Below are 17,970 nucleotides of genomic sequence, written 5' to 3'. Positions count from 1 at the left end.
TCGCGAGGCCTGGGCGTGCCGACCGCTCAGCTCGGCAGCTTCCAGTTCTGTGCGGCCGAGGCGTTGCAGGTGTACAGCTGGAGCTGGGTGCCGTTCGTGGTCGAGGAGTTGGGGTCGTCCAGGCACAGCTTGGACTGGGGGTTGACGAGCGATCCGTCGGCGCCCTGGGTCCACTGCTGGGCGCCGCTGCCGTTGCACGTCCACAGCTGGATCAGGGTGCCGTTGGTGGTCCCGCTGTGATCGGCGTCCAGGCACTTGCCGAGGGTGCGTAGCGTGCCGTCGCCGGCGATGATCCAATCCTGGGCGTAGGTGTTGTTGCAGGTGTAGATCTGGACGTGGGTTCCGTCGGCCGTGGCTGAGGAGGCGTCGTCCGCGCAGAGGTTCGCGGCGACCGAGGAGGCCAGGGGGCCGATGCGGGGTGACGCCGGGGCCGTGGTGTCACCGGCGTAGGAGGGTGGCGCCGCCGACGCCCCGCTCGCCCAGGAGGTGTTGGCGCTGGTGCCGAGGGTGTAGTTGAGCGTGCCGCCGGCCGTGATCGCCGTCGTGGGGGCGTAGGCGTTGTTCCAGGCGGTGCCGTTCCACGTCGCGGACTGCACATAGGGCGCGTTGTCCGCAGCGCCGTTGCCGTTGATCGTCAGCGTCTTGCCCGACGGGAGGGTGACGACGGCCTGCGTGAACAGCGGCGAGCCCAGGGCGAGATCGGAGGTGCCCGGGGTCTCGGGGAACATGCCGAGCGCGGACCACACGTACCAGGCGCTCATCGCGCCGAGGTCGTCGTTGCCGTCGGCCAGCCCGCCAGGGGTGTTCGCCCAGATCTGGTCCTGGATCGCCCGCACGGTGCCCTGCGTCTTGTAGGGCTGCCCGGTGTAGTCGTACTCCCAAGGCAGTTCGATGCTGGGCTCGTTGCCGACCCAGGCGTAGCCGTTGGCACCCGTGTAGCTGCGCAGCACGGTGTCCAGGTAGTGGTTCATCGCCGTGTTGCCGCCCTTGGCGTGGGCCAGGCCGCCGATGTTGAAGGGGACCATGCCGGTGTAGATCCAGGAGTCGGCCTCGACCATGTCGGTGCCGCTGGTGGGGTCGAACCCGCCGGTCCACGCACCACTGGCGTTGCGCGGCTGGACGAAGCCGGAGGCCGGGTTGAGCACGTTGCGCCAGTCCTGCGCGCGGTTCGCGTACGTCTTCTGGTTGGCGGTGTCGCCGAGCGCCCCGGCCATCGCGGAGAGCGCGAAGTCGGCGGTGTCGTACTCCAGCGTGGTGGCCACCGGACCGTAGAAGTTGCAGCAGCCGTAACTGCCGTCGTGCGGCATGTACCCGGGTGAGTTCAGGTAGTTGAGGCCGGGGCGGTCGTTGTTGGTGGTGCTCGCCTGCCTGACCATGTCGGCCAGGGCGGTCTTGGTGTCGAAGTCCTTGGCGCCGAACGCGTAGTAGTCGGCGAGGATGGCGTCCGCCGGGTCGCCGACCATGACGTACGACTCCCCGTTGTTCTCCGACCACTTGGGGAAGATACCGGTCTGGGTGTAGTCGTCGACCATCGACTGCGCGGTGTCCGACGCCACCTTGGGTGCGAGCAGGGCTTCGAGTTGGGCCTGCGAGCGGTAGATGTCCCAGCCGGAGTAGTTGGCGTAGGCCGCGTCGTGGCCCGCGTCCACCGTGTGCGTCTTGCCGTCGAAGCCGTAGTACTGGCCGTTGGTGTCGCTGATGACGTTCGGATGCAGCAGCGAGTGGTAGAGGGCGGTGTAGAAGGTCTGCTGCTGTGCGGTCGTCCCGCCGGTGATCTGCACCTTGCCGAGTGCGCTGTTCCAGGCGTTCTGCGCGGCGGTGCGGGTTCCGTTGAAGTCCCAACCGGAGTTCTCCGCTGTGCGGTTGGCGACGGCGTTGGCTACGGACACGTAGGAGACCCCGACCTTTGCCTGCACGACCGGGTTGGAGGTGGTGTTGAAGGTGACGTAGCCGTTCGAGGCGGCGGCGTCCGGGGAGGCGGTGTTTTTGGCGGACTTCGAGGCCGTCGTGCTCGGGACCTTGCCGTGCAGCACCGGCTTGTTGGGTTTCTCGGCGGCGTTCTTGGACGCCTTGCCCGGCTGGACGGGCTTGAGGGTCGACTTCTTCGCGAGGGAGCTGCCCTGGGAGGCGAAGGGCTGGTCGAAGACCATGTCGAAGTACACGGTATACGTGTTGCCCGCGCCGCAGAAGCGGCCGCTGGTGACCTGGCCGCTCACCTCGGTGTTCGAGACCTTGGTGAACTGGGTGTTGCTGGCACCGTTCTGACTGCCCGTCAACTTGAAGATCAGGTTGGCCTGGCTGGTCGAGGGAAAGGTGAAGCGCGCCATGCCACTTCGGGTGGTGGTGGTCAGCTCGGTCGTCACCTGGTTGTTGAGCGCGACCTTGTACGAGCCGGCCGACGCGGACTCGTTGGCGTGCGAGAACGCGTCCGTGGCGCCGGTGTTCACGGCCCCCACCGTGGGCAGGACCGGAACGTCGCCGGCCGCGCCGCAGCCGGGTCCGGCGATGTCGGTCAGGCTGAAACCGGTGATCGAGGAGTCGTTGTACTCGTAGCCCCCGCCGGAGGGGCGCGACGGCGTGTCCGGGCTCCACTGCACCATGCCGAACGGCACGTCGGCGCCGGGGAAGTCGTCGGCCTGGTTCGACGTCCCGATGAACGGGTTCACCACGGTGGCCGGAGAGGCGACGAACGCGGCCTTCCCGGCCGCCGAGGCGGGCGTGCACAACCCGGACGCGGCCAGCGCCGCCGCCGCGAACAGGCCGATCACCGTGGATCTCGGGGGTCTCAACAGTCGTGTCATCACGGAGAGTTCTCCTCTACTCGGAGCGGGGGGTCCGACAACGTTGTCTCCGTGCGCAGGGACGCGGGAACGCGGGGTGCGGGCGTCCGGGCGGTGACGGGGGTGATCGGGTTCGATCAGGTGCTTGGGAGTGATCGTGCGTGATTGCGTGTGACAACGTTGTCGGGCTCTGGAGGTGAGGTGCCTGACGAAAGGAGCGCTTCGGTGGGACCCCGGGACGGATGGCACCCCGGGTGTGCATGTGAACTCGTCGTGAAGCTAGCCACTAGGCAGGGCCATGTCAACGACTTGGGCAACGGCCGGTTGGGCAGGGGGCATTGGCATGCCGCGATAGGTGCCGAAGTGCCCGGTACTACGACGAGGTGGGCACGTGCGGGGAGCGGAGCACGAGCAGGGTGATCTCGCTGGGGGCGAAGACGCGGAACGGCGGGCCCCAGAAGCCGGTGCCGCGGCTGGTGTAGAGGAGAGTGCGGGTGCCGTGGTGGCTGAGGCCCGCGACGGCGGGCTGGTCGATGCGGACCAGGTGGTGGAAGGGCCAGATCTGGCCGCCGTGGGTGTGGCCGGAGAGTTGGAGGTCGATGCCGGCGGCCGCCGCCCGGTCGACGAACTTGGGCTGGTGTGCCAGGAGCAGGACGGGCAGGTCGGCGTCGGCGCCGTCCAAGGCTCCGGCGAGGTGGGCGCGGTGGCCTTCCAGGCCGGAGGACTCGGCGGTGACGTCGTCCACGCCGGCGACGACGAGGGTGTCGCCTCCGCGTTCGAGCAGCAGATGGCGATTGCGCAGCGGCTCCCAGCCCAGCTCGTCCATCAGGTCGACCCAGCCCTGGGCCTCGCTGTAGTACTCGTGGTTGCCGGTGACGTAGACCCGGGCCTTGGTGGCCCGCACGGTGCCGAGTGGCACGGCTTGGGTGCGGCGGCGTTCAGCCGTTCCGTCCGCGATGTCGCCGGTGTGGCAGACCAGGTCGGCTTCCAGCGTGTTCACCGTCTCGCACACCCGTGCCGACCAGCGAGCGCGATCGAGCGGGCCGTAGTGGGTGTCGGTGATGAGGACGACGCGGGTGCCGTCCAGCCCGGCACCGAGCCGGGGGAGTTGCACGTCGAGTCGGCGCACGCGTGGCACGCGGCGGGCCTCGGTGTATCCCCACGCGAGCAGTGCGGCGGTCACGCCGAGGACGGCCCAGGTGACGATTCGGGCCCGGTCCTGGCCCTGGCCGACGCCGGCCACGATCAGGGCGAGCCGCAAGAGAACGCCGAGCAGAACGGACCAGGTGAACAGGACCCAGCCGGTGCCCAGCAGGGAGTCGCCGATGATCGCCGCCCTGTCCTGCTGGCGTCGGCCGTGGCCGCGCATCATCGCGATCGGCATACCGACGAGGCCCAGGACGAACAGGGCGGTGCCGGTCAGCGTGACGGGCAGCGGCCAGTGCTGGCCGCCGTACAGGAGCACCCCGCAGGGCACGGCCCACAGCAGGACGGGGGCGATCAGGGGGATGTAGCGCATGAGGCGGTGCAGTCGGCTCCGCCGCGGCGCTTGCGCCTCACCCTCGGCGGGCCGGGTGTCGCTGGTGTCGGTCACGCTTCGCCTCCCTGACCAGGCTGCCGTCTCGCGCACTGTATCCGGTCGCCTGCGGGCCACGATCTGCGCCGGGTCCTTCAGGGGAGGCCTGCTTGGTGGTGTACACGCGGCTGAGCAAAAGGCGCCTGACGGGTGAAGACCCAGGTCAGGCGCCTTTTCGCTTGTCTCTAGAAGAAGCCCAGCTTCTTGGGGGAGTACGACACCAGCAGGTTCTTGGTCTGCTGGTAGTGCTCCAGCATCATCTTGTGGTTCTCGCGCCCGATGCCGGACTGCTTGTAGCCGCCGAAGGCCGCGTGGGCGGGGTAGGCGTGGTAGCAGTTCGTCCAGACACGGCCGGCCTGGATGGCTCGGCCCGCGCGGTAGGCGGTGTTGATGTCGCGGGTCCACACACCGGCGCCGAGGCCGTAGAGCGTGTCGTTGGCGATCTTGATGGCGTCGTCGAAGTCGTCGAAGGACGTCAGGGAGACGACCGGGCCGAAGATCTCCTCCTGGAAGATCCGCATACGGTTGTCGCCCTCGAAGATGGTCGGCTGGACGTAGTAGCCGCCCTTCAACTCGCCGTCGTGCTCGATGCGTTCGCCGCCGGTGAGGACTTTCGCGCCCTCCTGCCGGCCGATGTCCAGGTAGGAGAGGATCTTCTCCAGCTGGTCGTTGGAGGCCTGGGCGCCGATCATCGTGCCGGTGTCGAGGGGGTGGCCCGGCTTGATCAGCTCGGTGCGGGCGACGGCGGCCTCGACGAACTCGGCGTAGTTGCCGCGCTGGACGAGCGCCCGGGACGGGCAGGTGCACACCTCGCCCTGGTTGAGCGCGAACATGGTGAAGCCCTCGAGGGCCTTGTCGCGGAAGTCGTCGTTCTGCGCCCAGACGTCGTCGAAGAAGATGTTGGGCGACTTGCCGCCCAGCTCCAGGGTGACCGGCTTGATGTTCTCGGAGGCGTACTGCATGATCAGCCGCCCCGTCGTGGTCTCGCCCGTGAACGCCACCTTCGCCACCCGCGGGCTGGACGCGAGCGGCTTGCCCGCCTCCGCGCCGAAGCCGTTGACGATGTTCACCACGCCCGGCGGCAGCAGGTCCGCGATCAGGCTCATCCAGTAGTGGATGGAGGCCGGCGTCTGCTCGGCGGGCTTGATGACGACCGCGTTGCCCGCGGCGAGCGCGGGAGCCAGCTTCCAAGTCGCCATCAGGATGGGGAAGTTCCACGGGATGATCTGCGCGACGACGCCGAGCGGCTCGTGGAAGTGGTACGCCACCGTGTCGTCGTCGACCTCGCCGAGCGAGCCCTCCTGCGCGCGGATCGCGCCCGCGAAGTAGCGGAAGTGGTCGATGGCGAGCGGGATGTCGGCGGCCAGCGTCTCGCGCACCGGCTTGCCGTTCTCCCAGCTCTCGGCGACCGCCAGCCGCTCGAGGTTCGCCTCCATACGGTCGGCGATCTTCAGCAGGATGTCTGAACGCTCGGTCACCGACGTGCGGCCCCATCCGGGGGCGGCCGCGTGCGCCGCGTCGAGCGCCTGCTCCACGTCCTCCGCCGTGCCGCGCGCGACCTCCGTGAACGGCTGCCCGTTCACCGGTGACGGGTTCTCGAAGTACTGCCCGCGCTGCGGCGGCACGTACTCGCCGCCGATGAAGTGGTCGTAGCGCGCCTGGTAGGAGACGATCGCGCCGTCGGTGCCGGGCGCAGCGTAACGGGTCATGCTGGTCTGCCTCCTTCGCAGCGCTGCCCGCCGTTGGGCAGCTTCCTTCGGGAGGCTAGGGACGAAGACGTTGCAACCACGTTGCCGTGCGTACCGGCACAGGTACGTGGACAGGCGCGTGGTCAGGTGGGTGGGTCGCTACGCCGACGCGGCACCCCGGCGGCCTGTGCCGCCCGGCCAGTCGACCGGCACCGCCAACTCGCCCTCCAGCGCGGCCAGTCGGGCCTGCACCGTCGCCGTCGGGCGGACGGCGACGAGCGCCCGCCATATGTCCAGGTCGTCCTCACCCCACGGCGCGTGCGCCCAGTCGGCCAGCAGATCGGGATCGCGGCGGGCGATCAGCGCCGGTACGCAGGCCGTCGGCGAGGCGCCGCCTGAGCCGCACCACCGCCGGCGCCTGCGAACCGGGCAGCAACGGTCCCGCGTACGCCGTCGCCGCCGCCGTGACCGCCCCGGTCTCCAGCCGCCGCTCCACGACCGCGACATCGCTCTCGACGGGGACCCGAAGCCGGTAGGGCCGCGAGTCCAGCACGCCCGGGCCCAACACCCGCCGCAGCCGCGCCAGTTCGGCACGCAACGTCACCGGCGTCACCGACTCGTCCTCGTACAGCGCACACAGCAGCTCGTCGCCGGTCAGCCCCTCCGGGTGCCGGGCCAGCAGCACGAGGATCTCGCTGTGCCGTCGGCTGAGCCTGACCTTGCGCCCGTCGGTGAGCAGCTGCGCCTCGTCCCGGCCCAGCACGGTCAGCTCGGGTGTGTCGGGGGCGGGCCGATCCGGGGTGAGTAGCGCCAGCTGGGACTCGGCCGCACGGGCGACCGCCTGCACGAAGGCCAGGCTGTGCGGATGCGCGAGCCCGTCCCCACCAGTGATGTCCACGGCACCGATCACCCGCCCGGTGCGCGGGTCGTGCACCGGAGCCGCCGCGCACGTCCACGGCTGCACGCGCCGGATGAAGTGCTCGGCCGCGAACACCTGTACGGGGCGGTCGACGGCGACCGCGGTGCCCGGCGCGTTGGTCCCCATCGCCGTCTCCGCCCAGCGGGCACCCGGCACGAAGTTCATCCGCCCTGCCTGCCTGCGGGTCGTGGGATGGCCCTCGACCCACAGCAGCCTGCCGTGCGCGTCGCACACCGCGAGCAGATGCTCCCCGTCAGCCGCGAACGTGCCCATCAGCTCCCGGAACAACGGCATCACCCGCGCCAGCGGATGCTCCGCCCGATAACTGCCCAGGTCACCGTCCACGAGATCCACGGTCGCGCTGCCGTCGGGCCCCACGCCTGCCCGCGCGGAACGCCGCCACGAATCCGCCACCACCGAACGCACCGGCCGCGGCACCGTGCCCGCCTCGGTGAAGGTCTCGTGCGCGCGACGCAGCATCCGCGTGCGCTCGGCAGGGTCGGTCCCCGGCTCCAGGGCCACCCATGGATCGGTCAACTCACCCTCCCCGGCTGCGATACGGCTGATGCCATCTGGCTGGGGACATCGTCACTCCGCGTACGGGCTCGGACAACCGTTTCGACCGCGATCAACACGATGGAAGGCCGTTGCGCCCACGTCAGGCGAAGTTGACGAGCCTTATGTAACGCACCCAGTCCCAGTTGGGACCGGGGTCGGTGTGGTCCGTCCCGGGCACCTCGTAGTGCCCGATGATGTGCGCCCGGTCCTTCGGGAGGCCGTATTTGGTGCAGATCGCCGCGGTGAGCTTGGCCGACTGCTCGAACAGAGCGTTGGTGAAGTAGGCGGGCTGGTCCACCCATCCCTCGTGCTCGATGCCGATACTGCGCGTGTTGTAGTCCCAGTTGCCCGCGTGCCAGGCGATGTTGTTCTCCCGCACGCACTGCGCGATGTGCCCGTCGGCGGATCGCACCAGATAGTGGATGGACACCTGCTTCGCCGGGTTCTGGAAGATCGAGATTGCGTCCGGGTAGGTCTCTTGGGTGACGTGGATGACGACGTAGTCGATGGGATAGGACGTGGGGCGGCTCGACACCGTGTAGTTGGAGGTGCTCGCCGGCAGCCACTCGGCGCCGGGGTAGTCGACGGCCTGCGCCTGAGCGCCGGCCCGGGTGTCGGGGAGTAAGGCGTACGGGACGGCGGCCAGGGCGGCGCCCTTGAGGAACCGCCGCCTGTTGGTGGTCGGTCTTGCCCGTTCCATGAGGCCATGCCTTTCGGTGGGGGTGGGCGGGTGTGGCTCGCCCGGTTGGATGACCCATCTGGTGGGTCGCCCCATCCGGTGGTGGGCCCGCCTGGTTGGTGGACCCGCCCGGTGAGATGACCCCTCAGGTGGGTTGCCCCATCCGGTGGTGGGCCCGCCTGGTTGGAGGGCCCGCCCGGTGGGGTCTGACCCGGTGGGGTGGGGCCGGCCGGGGCTGGGGACCGGCCGGTGGGATGCGGCTCAGCCGCCGGAGGCGTGGCTCAGCCTCGCAGGCCGGCCGCGATCTCCCGCAGTTGCGCGTGCATCCCGCGGTGAGTCTCGCGCGCCGGAAGCCACTGCTTGCGGATCTTCGCCACGCACGTGTAGTTGGTGTCGCAGACGTTGGCCAAGGGTGACTCGACCGCTTGGGTCGCGAACTGGTACGCGTCCAGTTCGCTGAACCCGTAGTCGCGCACCAGCCACTGCACCAGGTCCAGCTGGGAGATCCGGAACGCGTCCTCCAGCGGGCGCGCCGAGCCCGTCGAGACGATGTGCGTGTCCGACTCGATGCGCGGCCACGGCGTGGCGACGCCCTTCAGCAGCTCCACGATCACCACGGTGTTCATCGCGCACTCGACGGCGACCCCGCACGTCTCGCCCTCACCCTGGCGCGCGTGCCCGTCGCCGAGGCTGACCAGCGCGCCCCCCACGTTCACACCGAGGTAGCACGTGACGCCGGCCCGCATCTCGGGCGTGTCCATGTTGCCGCCGTGCGCGTCGGGCACCAGGGCCGAGCGGACCTCCAGGTTGGCGGGCGCCACGCCCACGGTGCCGTGCATCGGGTCCATGGGCAGCTCGGCCTCGAGGTCGCTGTCGTGCGCCTTGAACAGCGCCGTGCGCCGGGTCCGGTCGAGCTGCCAGATCCACACGGTCTCCGGCAGCGGCGGTTGCAGGGTCGCCGTGGTGTGGGTGGAGGTGAGCGCGCCGAAAAGGGGGACCGTCGTCGAGGCGGCCCAGTCGCGGGCGGGCTCGATCGACACGAAGTGCACGGCGATCGTGTCGCCCGGTTCGGCGCCCTCGACGTGGAAGGGCCCGGTCTGCGGATTGAGGAAGGGGAACTCGCACACCTCGGACACCAGGTCCTTCTCGGACCGCACCCGTCCGGCGAAGCAGTCCTCCGTGTACAGGTCGAGGACGGTGCCGGGCGCGATGCGCGCCACGGGCGGTGCGCCGCCGAACGTCCAGGCGTACTCGTCCGGCTGGGGCCGGACGGTCAGGATGCGGGGGTCGCTCATGCTTGAGCTGCTCCGTTCTGCACAGGATCGTTGGGGGTGGGGTCTTCGAGGTGGACACGGGCGGTCTCGGCTATGCGCTCGGGATGGCGCCGCATCAGCACGAGCAGCACCGCGACTCCGGCGGCCATCCACACGCCGACGATCGGTCCGGCGTACGACACCGGCGCGGTCAGCTCGGTGACGAAGTCGAAGGCGGGCAGTCCCGCCGCGGTCAGCAGCGCGGGCACGAAGGCGACGATGCCGAGCACGGGCAGCAGCAGATGCCGCACCGGATTGAACAACTCCCGTCTGCGGCGCAGGAAGTAGCCGACGCAGGAGAGGTTCACGACTATGTACACGCCGATCACCACTGTGACGATCACCGTGGCGAGGAGCAGGAAGGCCGTCACCGGGTCGTAGCCCAGCCCCAGACCGAGCACGGCCCCGACCGCCACGGCGCTCTGCACGGCGATCCCGGTCACGGGGGAGCGGTACTTCGGGTGGAGCGTGGCGAAGGGGCGGGGCAGGACGCGGATGCGGGCCAGGGCGAAGGCCGTGCGGGTGGAGACGTTGGAGCACGCGTTGGCGTTGGCGATCGTGGAGTTCACCACGGCCAGGAAGACCAGCAGCCAGAACAGTCCGAACGACGCGCGGGCCACGCCGTCCCAGGACGCCGCGCCGGAGGCCCCGAACTTGGCGAACCGGTCCGGCCCGAAGTACACCGTCATGGCGTAGGTGGTGATCACGTAGAAGAGGCCGATGCCGAGGGCCGCGCCGAGGACGGCGCGGTGCATCGTGCGGCGGGGGTTGCGGGTCTCCTCGGCGAGGGGTGCGGCGGCCTCGAAGCCGGCGAAGGCCAGCACCGTGTAGACGGAACCGGCGAAGACGCCGCTGACGCCCTCGTAGCCTTCCGCGGTGTGCGAAGTGCCGAACACCGTAAGGGTGTTGTCGCCGCCTGCCTTGGCGATGAGCCAGACGGCGAACACCAGGAAGACGAGGACCTCGAAGATGCCGAGGATGGTGCCGAAGCGGGCGGAGGCGCGTACCCCGAAGTACCCGGCGGCCGCGATGATCGCGGCTCCCGCCAGCGCCCAGGGCCACCACAGGTCCGCAGAATACGAGGACCACTCCTGGTGCAGCGTGCCCGCCGTGGTGAAGCCGAGCTGCAGAAGCAGCAGCGGCGGGACCAGCGCCTCCACGAACACATAGCCCCAGCCGACGAGGAAGCCGACGGCCGGGTGCAGGCCGCGTGCCGCATACGTGGACACCGAGCCCGCGGCCGGGAGCTCACGTGCCAGCTCGGCCACGCAGGACGCGGTGAACAGACAGGCCACCAGCGCGATCAGCACGGCCAGGGGCAGACTCCCGCCGGCGAAGGCGGCACCGGACGGAATGGACGCGGCGACCGCGGCGGCCGGCGCCATGGCCGTGATGCTCTGGAACAGAACCTCGCGCAGCCCGATCGCGTCGCGCCTGAGACCTACGACCGCTTCCCCCGCCATGTGAATCCCCCTCAATTCACGCACACATGCCCTGCGTCGCCCGTCTCGACGGGTGCGCCTCGCGTGATTCACGGTACGGCGCTTGCGAGTTGGGCAGAAGGGCGCGGAGTGCTTCGGTGGACGGCGGCGCCGATGTGGATAACCTGGCCACCCGTTCGGGTGAGGCCGGTACCAATCGTGTGCCGCGAAGGTGCCGGCACGCGCCGCTGCGGCCTACCGAACCCGCTGCAGGTTCGCCGAGAGATGGTGCTGCAGCGGCTGGCCGACGGCCGCGAGATCGAAGACGAACGTGAGGCTGTCGCCGCCGGCCAGGGTGTAGCGGCGGCGGGTGGCGTCGACCTGCTTGGCAGTGGGGGTGAGAGCCACCTCGTGGGTGGACAGGTCGATCGTGTCGTCGGCCGCCCGGCCGACCGCGATCTCGGCGATGCCGGTGGGCTGGGTGATCAACGCCTCCACCCGGCCGTCGGGCTGAAGCCGCCACCAGCCGCTCTCCCGGGCCGCCGGACGCAACGGCGCGTCGTCGGCGTCGAGCAGCCAGGCCCGGGCCTCGTAGTGGAGGAAGGGCCGCCCGTCATGGCTGAACGTGACCTCCTGCCCGTACCTGAAGTCCGCGTCGAGCGTGGGGTATTGGCCCTCGCCGCGGCCCTTCCACGTGCCCAGCAGACCGAGCGCGGGCGTGAGAAGCGCGTGCGGTGCGGGCGCCGCATCCGGTCGGTGGCTGTCGGGGTACGGGTGTGCGGCGGCAGGGTCGAACACGAGTGTGCTCCTTGAGGAGACGGGGCGAAGGCCGATGGTGCTGGTGCCGGACGACAGCCTAGGCGCGTCCATGGTCAGGCGCGTGCACCGACCGCCACAGTCTGGGCGGGCCCCTGCACAGATGCGTACGCCAACCGCCGCAGCCCAGGCGCGCCCTGCTCAGGCGCGGGCACCCACCGCCGCAGGATCGTCCAGTACCGCCCGCACCACTGAGTGCGCCGCGCCCATCAGCGGACCCTCAGGGCCCAGTCGCGACACGGACACCGGACAGGCCGGGCCCGCCGTGCGCCGGTCCAACTCGGCCTCCAGCGAAGGCAGTAGCCAGGGCGCGAGCCCGGCCAGTGCGCCGCCGAGCACGACGCTCTCGGGGTCGAGCAGGTTGACCGCCCCGGTCAGCGCGATGCCGAGCGCCGTGCCCGCGTCGCGCAGCGCGCTGCGTACGTTCTCGTCGCCCTCGGCGGCCCGGCCCGCGAGCAGCCCGACGCGGTCCTCGCCCGGCTCCAGTCCGGCGGCCCGCAGCACCGCCTCCTCACCGGCGTACTGCTCCAGGCAGCCGCGCCCGCCGCAGGGGCATGCGGGCCCTTCCGGCTGCACCGGAACATGCCCCAACTCGCCCGCGAAACCGCGTGTGCCGCGCAGCAGTCCGCCGGCCACGACGACCGCCGCGCCGATGCCGATCTCCGCCGACACGTGCAGGAAGTCCTGCGGGGTGCTCTCGCCGAGCCACAGTTCGGCGAGAGCACCGAAGTTGGCCTCGTTGTCGACGGTCAGCGGTATGTCGCCGGGCAGCAGCGCGCCGATGTCGGTGTCGTGCCATTCGAGGTTCGGGGCGCGTACGACGGTGCGGGCGTCGCGCGCCACCAGGCCGGGCACGGCCACCGCGAGCCCTGCGGGCCATAGTCCCTCGTCCTGCGCCTGGGCGACGACCTGGCGCACCAGGCCGGTGAGCTCTTCGAGTACCGGCTCGGGAGCGCGCCCTCGGTTCGCGCCGTGCCGCACGGCACGCGCGCGTACCTGGCCGCGCAGGTCGACCGCGCAGACCGCGAGGTGATCGACGCCGACCTCGGCGCCGATCCCGGCCGGACCGTGCCCGCTGACGGCGAGCGCCGAGCCGGGGCGGCCCACCCGGCCGGGCCGCTCGGGCCCCAGCTCCTCGAGCAGCCGGGAACGGATGAGCTCGTCGACGAGCGTCGACACCGCCGCCCTGGTCAGCCCGATACGCGAGGCGACGGCCGCACGGGAGAGCGGTCCCTCGGCGCTGACGGTGTGCATCACGCGCGCGAGATTGCGACGGCGCATGCCCTGCTGGGTGTCGAGCAGCACCCGCCCCGGTCCGGTCGGGTGTGCCTCGTGCAACGGTGCGGTCATGCCCCCGTCCTCAACGGCTCTCCGTGCTCCGCTCCAGCAGCGGGGCCGCGTCGGAGAGTACCCCGGCGATCCTCGCCAGTGCTTCCTCGTCGCGTTCCACGGCCTCCAGTACAGGGCCTGCGGCGGTGTTCCAGCGTCGTGCGACCGAGGCCGGGTCCTCGCCCGTGAGCAGGCCGGCCGCCTGCGCGGCGGCGCCCAGCGCGACCAGTTCCCCGGCCTCGGGGACCTGGACCGGGCGGCCCGACAGCCGGCGTACGGTCTGCTGCCAGGCCGTGCCCCTGGCGCCGCCGCCGATCAGCAGCAGCGGGACCGAGAGATCCGCGTCCTCGTCGAGGACCAGGTCGAGCGCGCCGAGCAGGGAGTGGACGGCGCCGTCGTAGGCGGCCTGCAGGAGCTGACCGCCGGTGGTGTCGTGGCGCAGGCCGTGCAGCAGGCCGGAGGCGTTCGGCAGGTTCGGCGTGCGCTCGCCGTCCAGGTACGGGAGCAGGGTCACGCCGGTGGTGGGCTCGACGGCCTCGCGGTCCAGGTTCAGCAGCGCCGCCACACGGTCGACGGCGAGCGTGCAGTTCAGGGTGCAGGCCAGGGGCAGCCAGTCGCCGTGGGCGTCGGCGAAGCCCGCCACCGTGCCGGTCGGGTCGGCCGGGCGGCGCTTGGTGACGGCGTACACCGTGCCGGAGGTGCCGAGGCTGAGCACGGGGGTGCCGGGGCGCAGGCCCAGGCCCATCGCGGCGGCCGCGTTGTCGCCGGTCCCCGGGGCGACCAGGGTGCCCTTGGAAAACGGCAGGTCGTGGCTGTCGCGGACGGTGCCCGCCACCTCGCCGGGCCGCACGACACGGGGCAGCAGCGCCGGATCGAGCCCGACGTGCGCGAGGGTCTCGTGGTCGTAGGACTCCGTCCCTGAGGCCCACCAGCCGGTGCCGGAGGCGTCGCCGCGGTCGGTCGTGCCCTGACCGGTCAGCCGCTCGGTGAGGTAGTCATGGGGCAGGCGCACGGACTTGGTCGCGCGGACCGCCTCCGGCTCGTTCTCGGCCAGCCAGGCCCACTTCGTGACCGTGAAGGACGGGCCGGGCACGCTTCCGGTGCGCTCCGCCCAGGCCTTCGGGCCACCCAGCTCCTCGACCAGGCGGCGGGCCTGCGGCGCCGAGCGCACGTCGTTCCACAGCAGTGCCGGGCGGACCGGTTCGCCCCGCGCGTCCAGCGTGACCAGGCCGTGCTGCTGGCCGCCGATCGACACCGCGGCCGCCTCGTGCGCAGCGTCGCCGCACTGGTGCAGGGCCTCGCGCAGGGCGTCCCACCACTGGCGCGGGTCGCTCTCGCGGCCGGCCCCGGTGGAGACGGTGTGCGGGGCCTGGCCGCGGGCGACGACCTGCCCGGTGGCCGCGTCGACGACGAGTGCCTTGGTGGACTGGGTGGACGTGTCCACGCCGACGACGAGCGGACCCTCGGCAGCTGACATCGTGCTCTCCCTTTTATGCGGCTCTGTGGGACGAAGACAGGGGCTCTGCGGTGACAAAGACATCTTGTCTCTTCCCAGAGCTGCGTCCGCATACTAATTTGTAAACTGCCATGACGAAATAGTCGGAGCAAGCAAGTCGAAGCAGCAAGGAGTCGCGGCATGAACTACCAGCCCACCCCCGAGGACAGGTTCACCTTCGGCCTGTGGACCGTCGGCTGGCAGGGAAGGGACCCGTTCGGCGACGCCACGCGGCGTGCCCTCGACCCGGTCGAGACGGTGCAGCGCCTGAGCGAGCTCGGCGCTGCCGGCGTGACCTTCCACGACGACGACCTGATCCCGTTCGGGTCCTCGGACACCGAGCGCGAGTCGCACATCAAGCGCTTCCGCCAGGCTCTCGACACGACCGGCATGACCGTGCCGATGGCCACCACCAACCTCTTCACGCACCCCGTCTTCAAGGACGGCGCGTTCACCGCGAACGACCGTGACGTGCGCCGCTACGCCCTGCGCAAGACCATCCGCAACATCGACCTCGCCGTCGAGCTGGGCGCCGAGACCTACGTCGCCTGGGGCGGCCGTGAGGGCGCCGAGTCCGGCGGCGCCAAGGACGTGCGCGCCGCCCTCGACCGCATGAAGGAGGCCTTCGACCTGCTCGGCGAGTACGTGGTCTCCCAGGGCTACGACCTGAAGTTCGCCATCGAGCCCAAGCCGAACGAGCCCCGCGGCGACATCCTGCTGCCCACCGTCGGCCACGCCCTGGCCTTCATCGAGCGCCTGGAGCGCCCGGAGATGTACGGCGTCAACCCCGAGGTCGGCCACGAGCAGATGGCCGGGCTGAACTTCCCGCACGGCATCGCGCAGGCCCTGTGGGCGGGCAAGCTCTTCCACATCGACCTCAACGGCCAGTCCGGCATCAAGTACGACCAGGACCTGCGCTTCGGCGCCGGCGACCTGCGCGCCGCGTTCTGGCTGGTCGACCTCCTGGAGACGGCCGGCTACGCCGGTCCCCGTCACTTCGACTTCAAGCCGCCCCGGACCGAGGACCTCGACGGCGTGTGGGCGTCGGCCGCGGGCTGCATGCGCAACTACCTGATCCTCAAGGACCGCGCGGCCGCCTTCCGCGCCGACCCGGAGGTCCAGGAGGCCCTGCGCGCCTCGCGCCTGGACCAGCTCGCCCAGCAGACCGCCGCCGACGGCCTGCAGAGCCTGCTCGCCGACCGCGGCGCCTTCGAGGAGTTCGACGTCGAGGCGGCCGCCGCGCGCGGGATGGCCTTCGAGCACCTCGACCAGCTGGCCATGGACCACCTGCTGGGGGCGCGGGGCTGAAGCACGAGGCACGCGCGCGTGTCCGCAAGCCGTGTGTGCGTGTCCGTAGGCACGGTTTGCGTGACGTGCACGCGCGCGTGAGCGATCCCCGTACGGAATGCTCCGGAATCATGCCCTCCAGGGCATGGATCCGTATCAACCGCCGTACGGGGGTCGCCCGCTGCCCGATGTGCGGGGACTCTGGACGGTATGGCCATGCCGCCCGCACCGCCTCCGCCGCCCGGACCGCCGGGGGACACGCCGCCTCCCGGCGGCGGCTTCGGACCACCCCCCGACGACTACGGCTCCGGCTACGGAGCGGGCGGGGGCTATGGACCCGGAGGAGGGTACGGTCCTGGAGGAGGGTACGGGCCGCCGCCGGGCGGCAACGAGCCGCCCACTGTTGGGGGTTGGCAACCCCCGCCGGAACCTCCGAGGAAGCGAGGAAGCCGGCTCCACATCCTGCTCGTCCTGTTCGCGGGGTTCGCAGCCGTCGCCGTCGTCCTGTTGCTGTCCCACTCCGGGAACGACGACTCGCCCGACAAGAAGTCGCCCGCGGGGAGCAGTACGAGCGCCAAACCCTCACCCTCGCTGAGCATTCCGACCGAGCTGCCGAGCAAACTGCCCAGCGAGCTTCCGTCGAAGCTGCCCAGTGAGGTCCCGAGCGGCCTGGAATCACTGATCCCGTCCCTGGGAGACGTCCAACTGCCGTGATCACCAGGCCGTTCGGCCGCTTACACGGTGGTCAGATGCTGTGCGGCAGCCGCAGGTAGGTCAGCGTCGTCTTGATCCCGCTGTCGATCAGCCGGCCCTGCGCGTCGAACGCGCCCGCCCCGTCCGTCATGCCGAAGTCGTTGTCGTTCATGAGGGCGAGCGTGTCGTGGTCCACGCGCGCGATGCCTTCGATCTTCCCGGGCACGCCCGCGACCTTGCCCAGGTCGACGACCAGTCGCTTGCGCAGCACCGGGACACCGGAGGCCGCCGGGTCGTCGAGCTGCTCCAGGGACGGGGACGTCTTGTCGTTGTCGTACGCGCCGCCAAGGATGCTCGAATGCCGGTCCAGCTTCACCATCTGCAGCCGGGCTGCCTTGTCGGTGCGCTCCTCCACGAGCAGTCGGTCGTCGCCCACGGCGACGATCGAGGAGATCTTCAGCTCGGAGGTGTCGTCCTCGCCGGGGTCGACCACGTCGACCGGGTCGAAGCGGTACGCGTACTCGGCGGTGGCCGCCTTCTTCTTCGGCGAGAAGCGCACCAGGCGCGTGGTGCGCGAGGCGTCACCGGCATCCCCGTCCGGCAGGGACAGCGGGCTCTGCAGGGCCATCACCAGGTCGCCGCTGGGCAGTTGGGCCAGGCCCTCGAAACCGCGGTTGATCTTACGGTGCAGGAAGATCGCGGGGAGTGCCTCCACCACCGGGTAGTCCGTGCCCTTGAGATTGAGCCCCTTGGGCACGTAACGCGTAAGCACCTTCCCGCGCGCGGAGACGTGCACCAGGGAGGGGCCGTACTCGTCGACGAGCCAGAAACTCCCGTCCTTCGCCCGCACGATGCCCTCGGTGTCCAGCCCGTTCGGGTTGTACGACAGGAGCGTCTTGGCGTCGTAGGTGTACGGCGCCTCGTCCCGGCCGGCCTGGTTCGACAGCCCGGTGACGGCCTTGCCGGAGGAGGTGGTGATCGGGATGGCCTGAAGCACCTTCACGCTGTCGCCGGAGACGCGCACCTTGACGATCGCCGGATCGAACCCGGGTACCGGGAACGTACGGCGCTTGGTCCCGTCCACCTTGATCTGCCCGTTGGGCCCGCGGTCGGTGACCGTCCAGAACTCGCCCTTGCGGCCCGCCGGGTAGATGTCGCTGCCGATGCCGCCGAGGTTGATGCCCCGGTCGTCGTCCACCGTCCCGGGCAGCAGCGCGTTGCTGAAGGCGCCGAGCGGAATGTTGCCGAGCGTCGCGGTCCGCACGACATGCGCGTCCTGCGACGCCGCACTCGCGGGCGGACAGGCCGCCACAAGGGCCGCGACCACGGCAAGCGGAACGCCTGCTGTGACAGAGCGCCGAACGCTGGACCGGCCTGTGGCGTGCGCGGACATCGAGCCTCCTGAGGAGCAAGTAC

General features: G+C 70.7%; 11 protein-coding genes and 1 pseudogene. 1 reads left to right on the top strand and 11 read right to left on the bottom strand.

All coding sequences use genetic code 11. The annotated features are described in order from the left end of the window. Positions 1-26 precede the first annotated feature (26 nt). The 10 genes and pseudogenes from ACGFYN_RS35525 to xylB all read right to left on the bottom strand — a co-directional run bounded on the left by ACGFYN_RS35525 (position 27) and on the right by xylB (position 14,556). Complete coding sequence (locus ACGFYN_RS35525) at positions 27-2,801, bottom strand: lectin (protein WP_393870068.1); 2,775 nt, start codon at positions 2,799-2,801, stop codon at positions 27-29. A 352-nt stretch (positions 2,802-3,153) separates the two neighbouring features. Next, the gene (locus tag ACGFYN_RS35520) at positions 3,154-4,374 is read right to left on the bottom strand and encodes a metallophosphoesterase (RefSeq protein ID WP_393870067.1); all 1,221 of its coding nucleotides are present in this window, start codon (positions 4,372-4,374) and stop codon (positions 3,154-3,156) included. Between the two features lie 167 nt (positions 4,375-4,541). Then, the gene (locus ACGFYN_RS35515; RefSeq protein WP_393870066.1) at positions 4,542-6,065 is read right to left on the bottom strand and encodes an aldehyde dehydrogenase family protein; all 1,524 of its coding nucleotides are present in this window, start codon (positions 6,063-6,065) and stop codon (positions 4,542-4,544) included. Positions 6,066-6,203: 138 nt separating this feature from the next. Further along, positions 6,204-7,500 (bottom strand): annotated as a pseudogene (locus tag ACGFYN_RS35510) (GAF domain-containing protein). Between the two features lie 121 nt (positions 7,501-7,621). After that, positions 7,622-8,221: an N-acetylmuramoyl-L-alanine amidase gene (locus ACGFYN_RS35505; protein WP_393870065.1), complete on the bottom strand. Its 600-nt coding sequence runs from the start codon at positions 8,219-8,221 to the stop codon at positions 7,622-7,624. A gap of 260 nt (positions 8,222-8,481) precedes the next feature. Next, positions 8,482-9,495, bottom strand: coding sequence for an acetamidase/formamidase family protein (locus tag ACGFYN_RS35500; RefSeq protein WP_393870064.1), 1,014 nt, complete (start codon positions 9,493-9,495; stop codon positions 8,482-8,484). Continuing rightward, positions 9,492-10,976, bottom strand: a complete 1,485-nt coding sequence (locus ACGFYN_RS35495) for an APC family permease (RefSeq protein WP_393870063.1) — start codon at positions 10,974-10,976, stop codon at positions 9,492-9,494. Before ACGFYN_RS35495 ends, ACGFYN_RS35500 begins: the two co-directional genes overlap by 4 nt. Before the next feature lie 213 nt (positions 10,977-11,189). Continuing rightward, positions 11,190-11,732, bottom strand: a complete 543-nt coding sequence (locus tag ACGFYN_RS35490) for an FABP family protein (RefSeq protein WP_393870062.1) — start codon at positions 11,730-11,732, stop codon at positions 11,190-11,192. 159 nt (positions 11,733-11,891) lie between these two features. Then, a complete protein-coding gene (locus ACGFYN_RS35485) occupies positions 11,892-13,100 on the bottom strand; it encodes an ROK family protein (RefSeq protein ID WP_393870061.1) in 1,209 nt (402 codons plus the stop codon). Between the two features lie 10 nt (positions 13,101-13,110). Beyond that, positions 13,111-14,556 carry a xylulokinase gene (gene xylB / locus ACGFYN_RS35480; RefSeq protein WP_393870060.1) on the bottom strand — a complete coding sequence of 482 codons (1,446 nt, stop codon included), beginning with the start codon at positions 14,554-14,556 and terminating at the stop codon, positions 13,111-13,113. 159 nt (positions 14,557-14,715) lie between these two features. On the opposite strand from xylB, the gene xylA reads away from it, so the two are divergent. Further along, the gene (xylA, locus tag ACGFYN_RS35475) at positions 14,716-15,882 is read left to right on the top strand and encodes a xylose isomerase (protein WP_393870059.1); all 1,167 of its coding nucleotides are present in this window, start codon (positions 14,716-14,718) and stop codon (positions 15,880-15,882) included. Positions 15,883-16,606: 724 nt separating this feature from the next. Here the strand turns inward: xylA and ACGFYN_RS35470 are convergent. Continuing rightward, on the bottom strand, positions 16,607-17,947 hold the full coding sequence (locus tag ACGFYN_RS35470; RefSeq protein ID WP_393870058.1) for an esterase-like activity of phytase family protein: 1,341 nt from the start codon (positions 17,945-17,947) through the stop codon (positions 16,607-16,609). Positions 17,948-17,970 lie beyond the last annotated feature (23 nt).

This window comes from Streptomyces sp. NPDC048419 (assembly GCF_043200415.1).
Taxonomy (GTDB): domain Bacteria; phylum Actinomycetota; class Actinomycetes; order Streptomycetales; family Streptomycetaceae; genus Streptomyces.
The sequence above is the reverse complement of the archived record's forward strand: the minus strand, read 5'-3'. Positions and strand labels throughout refer to the sequence as shown.